The following is a 13,013-nucleotide window of genomic DNA, read 5'->3' on the forward strand; positions in this document are numbered from 1 at the left end:
GTGATTCGAACACCTCCCTCAACGCCACAGACTCGCGCATCCATTCGCATTGCAGAGACCGCCCCATGGAGTTCGCTTTTACCGAAGAACACCTGATGATTCGCGATAGCGCCGAGCGTTTCCTCGCCCAGGCCAGCGACTCGCATGCCGTGCGCGCCGCCATGAGCCGGCCTGACGCTCATGATCCCGAGGTCTGGCAACGGATCGGCCAGGAACTGTACTGGCCGGCGCTGATGGTGCCGGAGCGCTTTGGCGGCATGGGCCTGGGTTTTGTAGAGCTGGCGATTCTGCTGGAACAAAGTGGTCGCTATCTGCTGGGTTCGCCGCTGTTCGCCACTGCCTGCCTGGCCACCCCGGCACTGCTGCTGGGGCACAACGAACCCGTAAAGGAGCACTGGCTGGGGGCGATTGCCGCCGGTGAAACACGTGCCACCCTGGCCTTCGCCAGCCTTCCGGGACTGGAGCCTGGCAGTGTGCAAGCCGTGGCCGCAACGCGCCCTGGAGGTTGGACCCTTGACGGCCACTACGCACAGGTCATCGACGGCGCCTGCGCCGACCTGCTGATCGTCGCCGCTCGCGCCCCCGGCACTCAGGGCGAACGAGGCATCAGCCTGTTCGTCTTGCCTGGCAACACGCCTGGCGTCGTACGTACCCCCCTGGCAACCCTGGACCAGACCCGTCGCCTTGCCCGCATTGAACTGCATCAGGTGCAGGTCAGCGAGTCACAACAACTTTGCGGTCCAGACCAAGGCTGGGCGGTGCTGCGTAGCACCCTGCTGATTGCCACTGCCGGCCTTGCCGCCGAACAAACCGGGGGCGCGCAGCAGGCCCTGGACCTGACCCTGGCCTACATTGCTGAACGCCGGCAATTCAAGCGCACTATCGCCAGCTTTCAGGCAATCAAGCACCGCTGTGCCGACATGATGCTGCAAGTCGAGTGCGCCCGGTCGGCGGCCTACTATGCCGCCTGCGTGGCCCAGGAATGCCTGGCCCCCCAAGGCGATGCCGCCGTGGCCCAGGAGCTTGAGCAGGCCGCCGCCACGGCAAAAATCCATGCCAGCGAGGCGTTTTTCAACTGCGCCGCCGAGTCGATCCAGCTGCATGGCGGCGTCGGGTTCACCTGGGAATACGACCCACACCTGTATTTCAAACGAGCCCGCGCCAGCGAGCACCTGCTAGGCAGCCCGTCGTTGCACCGCGAGCGCCTGGCCACGCACCTGTTGGGAGAACAACCATGAAAATCGGATTCAGTCGTGCAGACGAAATGTTCCGTGAAGAAGTTTCCCGGTGGCTGGCCGAGCACCTGAGCGGGGAATTTGCCCCACTGCGCTTTCGCGGCGGTCCGGGGGATGAACACAGCTTTCCTGAGGAGCGCAAGGCCTGGGAGCGCCGGCTTGCCGCAGGTGCCTGGATAGGCGTCGGCTGGGCCAGGGAGCACGGCGGACGAGGACTTTCCATCAGCCAGCAGGTGATCTTCCATGAGGAGTATGCCCGCGCCGGTGGCCCCGGGCGCATGGGTCATATCGGCGAAGGCCTGGTCGGCCCGACACTCGCCGCCTTCGGTACCCCGGCGCAGCAAAAGCGCTTGCTGCCCGGGATCCTCGACGGCCGCCAATTCTGGTGCCAGGGCTATTCGGAACCCGGAGCCGGTTCGGACCTTGCCAACGTACAGACCCGGGCGAAACTGGATGCCACGGGTGAACACTGGCTGATCAGCGGGCAGAAGGTCTGGACCTCCCTGGCCCACGAAGCCGATTGGTGTTTCGTGCTGGCGCGCACCGAGGCCGGCAGCCAAGGGCATCACGGCTTGTCATTCCTGTTGGTGCCGATGGCCCAGGACAGCATCCGCGTACAACCGATCCAGCAACTGACCGGCACGAGTGAATTCAACGAGGTGTTCTTCGACCAGGCCATCACCAGTGCCGATAACCTGATCGGACAACCAGGCGATGGCTGGAAGATCGCCATGGCGCTCCTGGGTTTTGAGCGCGGCGTATCCACACTGGGTCAGCAGATGCAGTTTCACAACGAACTCGATGAGATCATCCGCATCGCCCGCGCCAACGGCGCCGCACGCGACCCGCTGCTGCGCCAGCGCATCGCCCAGGCCTGGAGCGGGCTCAAGGTATTGCGCTACAACTCTTTGCGCATGCTCTCAGGCCCTCAAGACGGTAGCCTCAGTCGCGAAGCGATGATCTACAAACTGGCCTGGTCCACCTGGCACAGCGACCTGGGCAAACTGGCGATGGACGTACTGGGCGATGACGGGGAAATCCTCGACGGCGCGCCTTACCAGCTCAGTCGCCTGCAGTCGCTGTTCCTGTTTACCCGCTCCGACACCATCTATGGCGGCAGCAATGAGATTCAGCGCAACGTGATTGCCGAAAGGGCATTGGGCATGCCACGTGAACCACGAGGCCCTCATTAACAACAGCGCCTGAAAAGATTGATGCTTGCGTGAGATGCAGACACAGCAAGGGGGAGCAAGCTCCCCCTTCTGATTTCACTGGTAACGCTCCCTGCTCGGGAACGATCGGCCCTTCAGCGCACACGAATCCTGGGGTCATCGGCCCCGCGACGCAGCGCTTTGAGAAAGCCTTCCAGAGGTGCCGGCTCGGCGATCTGCGGCAAGGCGTCCTTGTCCGGGCGCTGTCTCCAGAAATCATCCCAGGAAGGGAAAAGTTCGTGGAAGGAGCCGGCGTACGGTTCGCGCCCTGGCCAGCGCATTTTCAAACCGCCGATGGGTGGTTTGTTCAGGTCGGTCGCATACCAGTAGCATGGCAAGCGGCGACGGAAGCACCAGCGCCCGTCGATTCGCTCATAGTCGTCCCAGTACAGCATCTGCATGATGACCCACTCGGGACCGGTCTCATGTTCGTTCTTCGAATACACCACACCGGTGGCGTGGTCGGCATCGCTGAACTCAATGATGTGTTGGCCCAAATGATGTGAAGTGCCGTGAAATTGCTTGCGCATGGTTTCATCCAGCCACACCTTCAGGTGCGCCCGGCCGCTCTTGTCGCGCCCCACGCGCACGTCCGGGGCGAAGCAGTTGGCCATGGCATCCATATCACGCATGTCCAGCGCCAGGGCATATTTGCCGGCCAGTTGACGAATCGCGTCCAGCGACTCCAGTCGATCGATGCGCGCAAGCAATGCGCTCGAGTCCTGGCTCATCAGTCGAGCACCGTGTACAGATCCGAACCGCGCCCGCCGTCGACCGCCAGGCTGGCGCCGGTGACGTACGAAGCCTCGTCGCTGGCCAGAAACAGAATCGCGTTGGCCAGCTCCACCGGCAGGCCGACCCGTTTCATCGGGATCACTTTTTCAGTGTTGGTACGGGTCTTGGCGTCACCCAGCATGCCGGCTGTGGCCGGGGTATCGACCACGCCCGGGATGATCACGTTGCAGCGAATGTTGTGCGGTGCGCCTTCGCTGGCCGCCGCACGGCTGAAGTTGATGACCGCCGCCTTGGCCGCGGAGTAGCCGGCCATCCAGGCGGTGCCGAACAGGCCGCAGATAGACGCGATATTGACGATCGAACCACCACCCTGCTCTTTCATCAACTGCATCGCGGTACGGGTACCCCAGAAGGTGCCGTCCACGGTGGTCGCAAAGTTGGCATGCCAGTCTGCGGTGGTCATTGTGTCGATACCACCCCACGTGTAAGCCATGGCGTTGTTGACCAGAATGTCCAGACGCCCGTGCCGTTGTGCAGTCGCTTGAAGCGCGTCGACATAGGCCTGCTCATCGCTGACATCGGCCACGGCGATGTCGGCCTGCCCACCCTGGGCCCGGATTTTCTCCTGCACACCTTGCAACGGTTCGATGCGACGACCGCACAACACCACAGTGGCGCCCTCTTCGGCGAATCGCAGCGCGGTGGCTTCGCCAATGCCGGAACCGGCGCCGGTAACGAAGGCGATTTTTCCTTGTAAACGCTTGCTCATGAGTGTCTCCCTGATTAGATAAAGGCCATGCCACCGTTGACGGCGATGTTCTGCCCGGTCATGAAGCTGGCGTCTTCGCTGGCCAGGAACACCGCGACCCTGGCGATCTCGTCGGTTTCGCACATGCGGCCCAGGGGCACGTTTTTCAGCAGCGCCTGCATGTAGTCATCGGGGATGCCCGCCATCATTGGGGTGTTGGTGGGCCCCGGTACCAGGGTGTTCACGCGTATGCCACTGGCTGCCAGTTCACGGGCAATTGAGCGAGTCAGGCCCATCACCCCGGCTTTCGAGGCACAGTAGTGGCTTGGGCCGTCACCGGTCAGCGCGGCGGTGCTGGAGAGGTTGATGATTGCGCCCTTGCGGCCACCCTTGACCATCAGCCTGGCTCCTTCACGGCAGCACAGGAAGGTTCCACCCAGGTTGACCCCAATGACCCGCGCCCAGCTCTCGTCCGGGGTATCGAGGAAGCTGTCCAGCGCGCCGACGCCGGCGTTGTTGACCAGGATGTCGAGGCCGCCAAAGTGCTGCTCCGCCTGGCCCATGGCGTCCGCCACAGACGCACCGTCACCGACGTTACAGGCCAGGGCCAGTACCTGGTCACCCAGATCTGCCAGGCTCTCGGCCAGGGCCGCCTGATTGAGGTCGACAGCCACCACCTTGGCGCCTTCGGCGACAAAACCACGCACGATGGCCTGGCCCATGCCCTGGGCGGCACCGGTCACGAACGCCACTTTGTTGAGTAACTTCATAGCAATCTCCGAATGTGCAAATACGCTGCGGCCCGCTGCCCTTGCAATGGAGCCGTCCCCTGCATGATTAGCGGTAAGCGCCTGGGCACACATCGTCCGATGGGACTAGCGCCTGAGTGGTCTGAACGGACGATGTGTGCAGCGCTGTCAGCCCCCAGCATTAGCATTGCGCGCACCACGTCAGTCTTCGCGTTCCCCTTCAACTCGCTGCATTCAATCGGCTGCAGTGCCTGGCGTGGCTGCGCGTCATGAATCCGCAGACAATGGAGAACCCCATGAACCAATCCGTAGACTTGCCCCTGCCCGTCGGCCATTACGCAAACCTGCCAAACGGCCTGTGTCTGCACTATCTGGATGAGGGCGCAGGCCCCGTGGTGCTGTGGCTGCACGGCAGCGGGCCGGGCGCCAGTGGCTTCAGCAACTTCAAAGGCAACTACCCGCAATTGGCAGCCGCGGGCTATCGCAACATCGTACTTGACCTCCCGGGTTTCGGCCGATCGGACAAGCCCGAGGACGTCCAGTACAACCTCGATTTTTTCGTCGACTGCGTGGCCGCGTTCCTGGAGTGCATCGGCGTGCGGCGTTGCACGCTGCTGGGTAATTCGTTGGGGGGCGCGATCGCCCTTGGCCTGGCCCTGCGCCTGCCGCAACTGCCACAGAGCCTGATCCTGCTGGCTCCGGGCGGTGTCGAAGAACGCGAGACCTACTTCAAGATGGAAGGCATCGTACGCATGGTCAGCCTGTTCAGCGCTGGCCCCATCGGAATGGAAGAGATGCGCAGCATGATGCGCCTGCAGCTGTTCGACGATTCGATTCTGCCGGAAAGCCTGCTACAGGAACGCGTAGCGGTGGCAGTGACCCAGCCCAAAAACCTGTTCAGCACCATGATGGTTCCGAACATGCAGGCGCGCCTGGGTGAGATCCAATGCCCGATCCTGGGCTTCTGGGGTACCAACGATCACTTCAACCCTGTCAGTGGTGCCCAGCGCATCATTGACGGTGCGGCCAATGCCCGGTTTATCGTGCTCAACCGTTGCGGGCATTGGGTCCAGGTGGAACACCGGGAATTGTTCAACCGCAGCTGCATCGACTTCCTGCAACACGGTTGATCCGGGCGGCGCGGTGTACGTGCTGCACCGCGTAATCTGTCTTCTCCGGCAAGCCTCGTTCCCCCGGAGCCAGGCCTTGACGTATAGCCGTTACCCCGCTGCTGGCTGACGGTTCAACTCGGCGTCGCCGGGCTTGCCCAGTACGCAGGACGTGCCGCCGGGGGTGTACATCATTGCCACGCAGCGGTTGCAGGCCGTGCAAATCGAATCGCGACTGACGCCGCTGGCGAGTTTATTGACGTAGTCTTGCTCAGCCAGCAACACCCGCCCCATGGCGACCAGGTCAAAGCCCTCGGCCATGACCTGTTCAATGCTCGACAGGCTCTTGGCTCCGCCCAGGTAAGCCAGGGGCATCTTGACCGCCGCGCGTACTTTGCGCGCGTGTTCCAACAGATACAGTTCGCGGAACTCTACCGTCGGCTCTTTACGGCGCTGAATGGCCATGGCCAGGGCGATGATCTTGTTTTTCTGCTGCACGCGGTTTTCCTTGGGAAAGGAAGAGCCAAACATGGTGGTGATCGATTCCGCGTTCATCCCGGCGCTGAGCACCAGCAAGTGCGCGCCTTCATCCTCCAGCATGCGGGCGATCCGGGCTCCGTCTTCGGCACTGTTACCGGCGCGCACGCCTTCGGTGATGCTGTATTTGCAGATCACCGCCATCTCCTGGCCGACCGCATCGAGCACCGCGCGCAGCACCCGTCGCGGAAAGCGCAGGCGGTTTTCCAGACTGCCGCCGTACTGGTCGCGGCGCTTGTTGTACATTGGCGAAATGAACTGGCTCAACAAGTAGCCATGACCCATGTGGATTTCCACTGCGTCAAAACCTGCCTGGCGCGCCAGCCGCGCGCCTTGGACGAAATCGTGCACCACTTGCTGCATATCGGCTTCGTTCATCGCCTGCTTGAGGAACATGCCACTCATCAGGCCTATCTTGTTGAAGCCTCCGCTGGCTGAAAGCGGACGTTTGGTTGAGCGCTCGCGAATAAAGGTGAAGCAGCCACCATGGGTGATCTGCGCGCTGGCCAGGCCACCGGACTGGTGCACGGCGTCGGTCAGGGCCTTGAAGTGCGGCACGCTGGATTGAGCGAGGATCAACTGGTTGGGCAAGGTGCGGCCATCAGTGCTCACTGCGCAGTAAGCCACGGTGGTCAGGGCGATTCCGCCAGCGGCGAGGGACGAGTGCAGCTTGACCAGTTGTTTGGAAGGCACACCCTGGGCGCTCATGCCCTCATTGGTGGCGGCCTTGATAAACCGGTTTTTCAGGATCAACGGTCCGATCTTGACGGGGCTGAACGCAGATGGGATTGAAGGAGGGTTCATGGCAGGCCTCTTTATTTTTATCAGGCTAGAAACGAAGCGCTGCGTCGCCACGTCGCGACGCAGCGATGATCTTCAGAAGGTGTATTTGGCGTTCAACGACAGGTAATCCCGGTCAGCCAGCAACCGCCCCTGGGCGACATCCGGAGAACTCAAGTAGGCGATATAGGTCATGCCGACCTGGAAGTTACCCAGATACTTGAAGTCTCCCCCCACAGTCAGGCGCTTCTCGTCGCGCCCCAGGCCCTGGTAGGCGCTACCGTCGAGGTTCTGTGTCCATACCACCTTGGTGCTCAGGTCCAGGCCGTTGGCGATGGACGGGTAGTCCATGTAGACGCCCACGCCCAGCAGGGTCGAGCCACGGGTCTGGGTCTGCGACTCGAACTGGTCAAATGTGCCGTCAACGCCAGTTCCGCCGCCGGTGATGGTCAGGCTGTCCACCCCGTCGATGTGTTGATGCACCACCTCGCCCATCACGGTGGTCTGTTGGGCCAGCATGCTTGGGCCGAGGATGTACGAGGCGTTGAGGTTGCCCTGCCAGATCTGCCCGGTAGTCGGCGCACCGTTGTTGAGGTAGACCGAGGCACCATCACGGTAGCTCAGGTCACCGGCGTACTGCACCGAGTCGCCGACCTTGGAGCTGAAGCTGATCCCGGTCAGTTCTACGTCTTCGAAGTAACCCAGGCGATAGGTCGGTGCGCTTGAATCATGACCGATGCCCTTGAGCGACGAATATTGGGTGTTACCCGTAAAGTCGAAGAATAATGAGCCTACCCGCTCGTGATAGCGGTAGTGGAACAGCCCCACTTCGGTGTTTTCGGTGATTCGGTAGCGTACCCCTACCCCCCATTGGCCGCTGTCTCTGGCGTCTTTTTCACCGGCATAACCGACCGCCAGGCCGTTTGGCAGGCTGTCGACTACCCCAGCGCCCAGACGATAGAACTCGGCACCGGGTCCGAAGGTGTCGCTGCCGAAATAATCGCCCACAGGGTTGAGCTGGGTTTTTTCCCATTCGTACTGGTAATAGCCGACCAGCGCCAGGTCTTCGTTCAGCGACCACGACCCGGACACCTGCCCCACCGGCAGGTACGAGTCCTTGGCCTCGGTACCCGGCACATTGAATTTGGTGGCATCAACCGGGGCCTGCCCCTGGCTGATGTTGGCCCAGAACAGGCTCTCGCCCCATGCCACCAGGTGCCGCCCGGCCTTGAGCGACAGATACTGGGTCTCGCCGACGTCGAAGTTGCCATACACATAGGCATCGAGCAGCCGCGCGGTACTGCCGCTCAGCCGGCGGGTTTCGTCACTGAAGCCATCGTTGTGTCCGGTCTTGTTCACCGTCTGCGCCGAGTCGTTAGCGTTTTTCTGGTTGTAGACATCGTCATAGAACTGACTCCCGCGCACTACCGCACCGAGGTTGTCATGTTTGAGTTGCAGTTCGCCGAACAGACTCAGGCGGTTATTGATCAATGAGCCGCGCTTGAAATTTCGCGTGCCGTCGTCGTTGTTCGGGTCATTGAGGTATTGACTGGCCTGCTTGGCGGTACGCATGGAGGCGGTGTAGTTGACCGTCAGCGACGAATCGAGGGTGGTGTTTTCCCCCAATTCGATGGTCGGCGCGGCGCTGGCCGTGGCACTGGCCACCGTGATGGCTGTCGCCAACAGGCAGCGTCCATCGATCATTCTCCCCGGACGGCGCGCAACAAGGTTTCGGGTAAACATGCTCATCTCCTTTTTTGTTGTTCTGGCTTGTGTCCCCACAGCATGAAAAAAACCACTTTCGCGCACATCGTCCGTTTGGTGAGATGAGCGTTTGTTACGCCAGCACGCCATTGACCACCATCGCGCGCAGTTCGCTCTTCACAACCTTGCTCGACGGATTGAGCGGCAAGGCGCGGAAAAAACGCACCTGGCGCGGCACCTTGTAATTGGCCATTTGCTCACGACTCCAGGCAATCAGTTGTGCCTCGTCGAGCTCTGCGCCCTCGCGCAGCACAACGCAGGCACAGCCGACTTCGCCCATGCGCTCATCGGCAATACCAATCACCGCCACCTGGGCAATCGCCGGATGCCGGATCAATGCCGCTTCGATTTCCGCCGGGTAGCAGTTGAAGCCACCGACGATGAACATGTCTTTCAGTCGATCGGTGATGATCAGGTTGCCCGCTTTATCCAGGCGCCCGACATCGCCGGTGTGGAGCCAGCCATCGGCGTCGATGACTTCGCGGGTCGCTTCGGGGTCCTGGAAATAGCCCTGCATGATGTGAAAGCCACGCAGGCAGATCTCACCGGTTTGCCCTGGATCCAGCGCCTGGTTATGCGGATCGCGAATACTTGCCTCAGTGCCGGCAATAGGCCGTCCGCTGGTGCCGGCGATCACCTGCGCCGAGTCTTGTGGGTCGCAGATAGTCGCAAGCCCCCCGCATTCGGTCAGGCCGTAGGCAGTGGTCACCACGGCAAACCCCAACTCGTTGCGCATGCGTTCTATCAGGCTCGGCGGAATACTCGCTGAACCGGTCACCGCGATGCGCAAGCTCGACAGGTCGGTCTGCTTGAGCTGCGGATGCGCTAGCAGCGAGAGGTACAGGGTCGGCGCGCCGGGCAAGACGCTGATGCGCTCACGGGCGATGCGCTGGAACACTTGTTCGGCGTCAAACACCGCATGGGGCAGGATGGTCGCTCCGCCAATCAGGCAAGTCAGCCAGCCGGCTTTATAGCCAAAGGCATGAAAGAACGGGTTTACGATCAGGTAACGATCACCCGGCACCAGGCCGATGACCTTGACGTATTCGGTAAAAGCCCGCAGGTTCTGGCCATGCCCGCTCATCACACCTTTGGGTTTGCCGGTGGTGCCGGACGTGAACAACAGGTCGCACATGGCCTGGGGGTCGACCGCTAATGCACGTTGCCTGGCGCTGTCGGCATCGACGGTTACCGCACCACACAGAAACTGTTGAAGCGTCAGGTCCGCAGGCGATTCGGGTGTATCGCCATCGAGTATCACCAGATGCTGGAGGGTGGCCGGTCGATGGGGTGCGAGGAGCGCCGGATAATCCACATCGAGAAATTGCTGCTGGACAAACAACAGCCGGCAGCCGCTGCGTTCCAGCACATCGGCGGCCTCAAGCCCCTTCATGCGCGTGTTAATCGGCACCAGCACCGCACCTGCACACTGAATGCCCAGCGCGGCGAGGATCCAGTCACCGCTGTTCGGGGCCCAGATACCGACCCTGTCACCAGGCTGGATACCCACAGCCATCAATCCCCGGGCAAAGCTCATGACGCGCTCGGGCAGTTGGGCGTAGTCGATGCAGTGGCCGTTGTCCTCAATGGCAGTGCGACCGGCGTGACGTTCGGCGCTACTGAAGACTAACTGGGCAAAGTTGACGGGGGCGGCGCTCAGGGGCGCGGCAAGATTCAGGCTCTGATTCATCGTGGGCTCGGGCTTGGCATCATTGGGGGCATCACTCTGGAAAGCGGATACGCAATTGCGCGCTGGTGGGCACTGCCTGACAGGCAAGAATCCAGCCTTCGGCCAGGTCACCCGCATCCAGGGCATCGTTATGCAGCAGCTCGACATCGCCGCTTACCAGCGTGCACATGCATGAAGCGCAGCCACCGACGCGGCAGGCGCTGGGAGGCTTGAGACCGGCACGTTCCATCGCAGCCAGCAACGTCTCGCCGGTGTCGCAGGCCAAGTGGTGGTCTTCGCCATCCAGGCGCACGGCGAGTTGGGCGGCCACGGCAGCCTCGATGCTTGCCACCTGTGGCAGCTCGCCTTCGCCGGGCAGCGACACGAACCGCTCGACATGCACTCGTCGCTCCGGCATGCCCAGATCCCTTAACGCATTGACGGCGGCGTCCATGAACGGGCCCGGTCCACAAATGAACGCCTGGGCATCGATAAAGGGCCGCGCCAGTTCGGCCAGCTGTCCGACGCTTGGGATGCCCTGGACCGAATCGAGCCAGTGGACGATTTGCAAGCGTTGCGGGTGGGCGCTGGCCAGGTGCCGGAGTTCATCGCGGAAAATCACTGAGGACTCATCGCGGTTGGCGTAGATCAGCAGGACCCGGCCGGTTCCGGCGAGCAACGCCGAACGCAGGATCGACAGCACCGGGGTCACGCCACTGCCGCCGCCGAACAGCAGTAAATCGCCGTCGAGGCTACGCGGCACAAATACCCCGGCAGGTGGCAGTACCTCCAGGGTTTGGCCGGCCTGCAACTCGCTGCACAGCCAGTTCGAAGCGCGGCCCTCGTGCACACGCTTCACCGTTACCCGCAAGGGCTCATCCAGCAATGGCGTGCTCGACAATGAGTAGCAACGGGGCAGCCAACCGTCCTCGAAGGGCACTCGCAAGGTCAGGAACTGGCCGGGTTGATAGTGGAAGCGTTCACCCAGATGCTCCGGCACGTCGAAAACCAAGGAGCGCGCATCGGCGGTTTCCTCGATCACTCGTGCCACACGCAGGGCAAGATAATTGTTCATAGATCAGCTACTCATGACCACCTGCCCAAGTATCACGGGCAGGTGTAGACCCAGGGAGTCAAAACGGGTGCCACGGCCACGGCCTCAGACGTAAGGGTCCGGATTGGGCAAGCCCAGCATCACCGCGCCGTAACTGCGCCCGTAAGCCATATAATTGTTGGCAATGTGTCCACGCGCCTGGTGCAGGTCGCGGAACAGTCGCGCCACCGGGTTGGTGTTGTACAAGCCTGAAGCGGCCATGCTGCGCAGCAGGTCGTTGGCCCGTTCAGCGCAAATATTGGTCACGTAGGCCGACTGGTAGCGATACAACAGCCGGGTTTCGGTATCCGGGTATTCGCCGGCGCGGGCCAGGCTCATGAGGTGCTCGTAGTTGCGTTCCAGCACCAGGCGCAGGCTGTCAACGGTGATCATCGCTTCGGCAACGGCGGTTTGCGCCACAGGATCGTCTGCGGTACGGGCACCGTGCTTGCCGATATGTTTGGCGGCATTGTCACGGAACTCGTTGATCGCACCCTGCAGGGCGCCAATGGCCGATGTGGAGACGGCGCGAGAGAACACCTGGGCAAACGGGATCGCGTAGATCGGGTTGGTGTTGACCTGGCGCCCGGGCGTTGCATCGAGCGTCCAGTTATTGGTGCGCTGCACGCGATGGGCGGGGACGAATACATCCTCGACCGTGATGTCATGGCTACCGGTGCCGCGCAGGCCCATGACGTCCCAATTGCGTTCAATCTGGTAGTCCTTGCGTGGCAACAGGAAGGTGCCGTGCTCGGCCGCCTGCTCGCCATCGGGCGGCAGTATTCCGCCCAGAAACACCCATTGGCAGTGCTCACTGCCGCTGGAGAACCCCCAGCGCCCGCTGATGCGGTAACCGCCCTCGACCACCGTGACCCTGGCCGCTGGCATGTAGGTCGAGCAGATCAATGCATTGTGGTCATCCGCCCAGACTTCGCGCTGGGTTTCAATCGGGTAACGGGCCAGTTGCCATGGGTGAACCCCCATTACGCCATATATCCAGGCAGTGGACATGCAGCCTTCGGCAAGGATGGTCTGGATTTCGAAGAAGGTGCGCGGGTCCACTTCATATCCACCAAACGCCCGTGGCTGCATGGCCCGTAGCAGTCCGGTGGACTGCAACTCGAGCACGGTCTCCACCGGTACTTTCAAGTCCTTGTCGGCCTGCGCCGTGCGCGCCTTGAGGGCGGGCACAAGGCTGCGCGCACGCTCAATCAGATCTCGTTCGTCCTGGGTCTTTTCTCGCATGCTGTGCATCACTCAACTCTCCCGATCTCACTGCGCCACTGCGCGAGTTGTGATCAATCATCGGATCGAGCGCACGATCATTCATCGTCAAAGCGGACTAGGGGGCCGTACGGTTTGCGCCGGTTGCCAGAGCCGGGT

The 13,013-nt window shown here is 61.9% G+C and carries 11 protein-coding genes; 3 read left to right on the forward strand and 8 right to left on the reverse strand.

Going from position 1 to position 13,013, the window contains the following annotated elements; genetic code table 11:
- Positions 1-65: 65 nt before the first annotated feature.
- Positions 66-1,238, forward strand: coding sequence for an acyl-CoA dehydrogenase family protein (locus tag EQV97_RS04090; RefSeq protein ID WP_240888474.1), 1,173 nt, complete (start codon positions 66-68; stop codon positions 1,236-1,238).
- Complete coding sequence (locus EQV97_RS04095) at positions 1,235-2,428, forward strand: acyl-CoA dehydrogenase family protein (RefSeq protein ID WP_225569751.1); 1,194 nt, start codon at positions 1,235-1,237, stop codon at positions 2,426-2,428. Before EQV97_RS04090 ends, EQV97_RS04095 begins: the two co-directional genes overlap by 4 nt.
- A 113-nt stretch (positions 2,429-2,541) precedes the next feature.
- On the opposite strand, the gene EQV97_RS04100 is transcribed toward EQV97_RS04095, so the two are convergent.
- Genes EQV97_RS04100 through EQV97_RS04110 form a run of 3 tightly spaced genes read right to left on the reverse strand, consistent with a single transcriptional unit; the run spans position 2,542 to position 4,699 of the window.
- Positions 2,542-3,177: a nuclear transport factor 2 family protein gene (locus EQV97_RS04100; protein WP_240888475.1), complete on the reverse strand. Its 636-nt coding sequence runs from the start codon at positions 3,175-3,177 to the stop codon at positions 2,542-2,544.
- Positions 3,177-3,950: an SDR family NAD(P)-dependent oxidoreductase gene (locus EQV97_RS04105; RefSeq protein ID WP_122839837.1), complete on the reverse strand. Its 774-nt coding sequence runs from the start codon at positions 3,948-3,950 to the stop codon at positions 3,177-3,179. Before EQV97_RS04105 ends, EQV97_RS04100 begins: the two co-directional genes overlap by 1 nt.
- Positions 3,951-3,964: 14 nt before the next feature.
- Positions 3,965-4,699: a 3-oxoacyl-ACP reductase family protein gene (locus EQV97_RS04110; protein WP_045058521.1), complete on the reverse strand. Its 735-nt coding sequence runs from the start codon at positions 4,697-4,699 to the stop codon at positions 3,965-3,967.
- Between the two features lie 275 nt (positions 4,700-4,974).
- Here EQV97_RS04110 and EQV97_RS04115 point away from each other — a divergent pair, with 275 nt between their 5' ends.
- Entirely contained in the window at positions 4,975-5,808 is an 834-nt protein-coding gene (locus EQV97_RS04115) for an alpha/beta hydrolase (RefSeq protein ID WP_122839836.1), read from the forward strand.
- Between the two features lie 90 nt (positions 5,809-5,898).
- Here EQV97_RS04115 and EQV97_RS04120 read toward each other — a convergent pair whose 3' ends face one another.
- The 5 genes from EQV97_RS04120 to EQV97_RS04140 all read right to left on the reverse strand — a co-directional run bounded on the left by EQV97_RS04120 (position 5,899) and on the right by EQV97_RS04140 (position 12,884).
- A complete protein-coding gene (locus EQV97_RS04120; RefSeq protein WP_122839835.1) occupies positions 5,899-7,128 on the reverse strand; it encodes an NADH:flavin oxidoreductase in 1,230 nt (409 codons plus the stop codon).
- A gap of 72 nt (positions 7,129-7,200) precedes the next feature.
- A complete protein-coding gene (locus tag EQV97_RS04125) occupies positions 7,201-8,847 on the reverse strand; it encodes a DUF1302 family protein (protein ID WP_225569754.1) in 1,647 nt (548 codons plus the stop codon).
- A 94-nt stretch (positions 8,848-8,941) separates the two neighbouring features.
- The gene (locus tag EQV97_RS04130; protein ID WP_240888476.1) at positions 8,942-10,558 is read right to left on the reverse strand and encodes a FadD3 family acyl-CoA ligase; all 1,617 of its coding nucleotides are present in this window, start codon (positions 10,556-10,558) and stop codon (positions 8,942-8,944) included.
- Between the two features lie 31 nt (positions 10,559-10,589).
- Positions 10,590-11,612: a ferredoxin--NADP reductase gene (locus tag EQV97_RS04135; protein WP_122839832.1), complete on the reverse strand. Its 1,023-nt coding sequence runs from the start codon at positions 11,610-11,612 to the stop codon at positions 10,590-10,592.
- A gap of 84 nt (positions 11,613-11,696) precedes the next feature.
- A complete protein-coding gene (locus tag EQV97_RS04140; RefSeq protein WP_122839831.1) occupies positions 11,697-12,884 on the reverse strand; it encodes an acyl-CoA dehydrogenase family protein in 1,188 nt (395 codons plus the stop codon).
- Between the last annotated feature and the right edge of the window lie 129 nt (positions 12,885-13,013).

The organism is Pseudomonas sp. TMW22090 (assembly GCF_022496665.1).
In the GTDB taxonomy this organism is placed as follows: domain Bacteria; phylum Pseudomonadota; class Gammaproteobacteria; order Pseudomonadales; family Pseudomonadaceae; genus Aquipseudomonas; species Aquipseudomonas gregormendelii.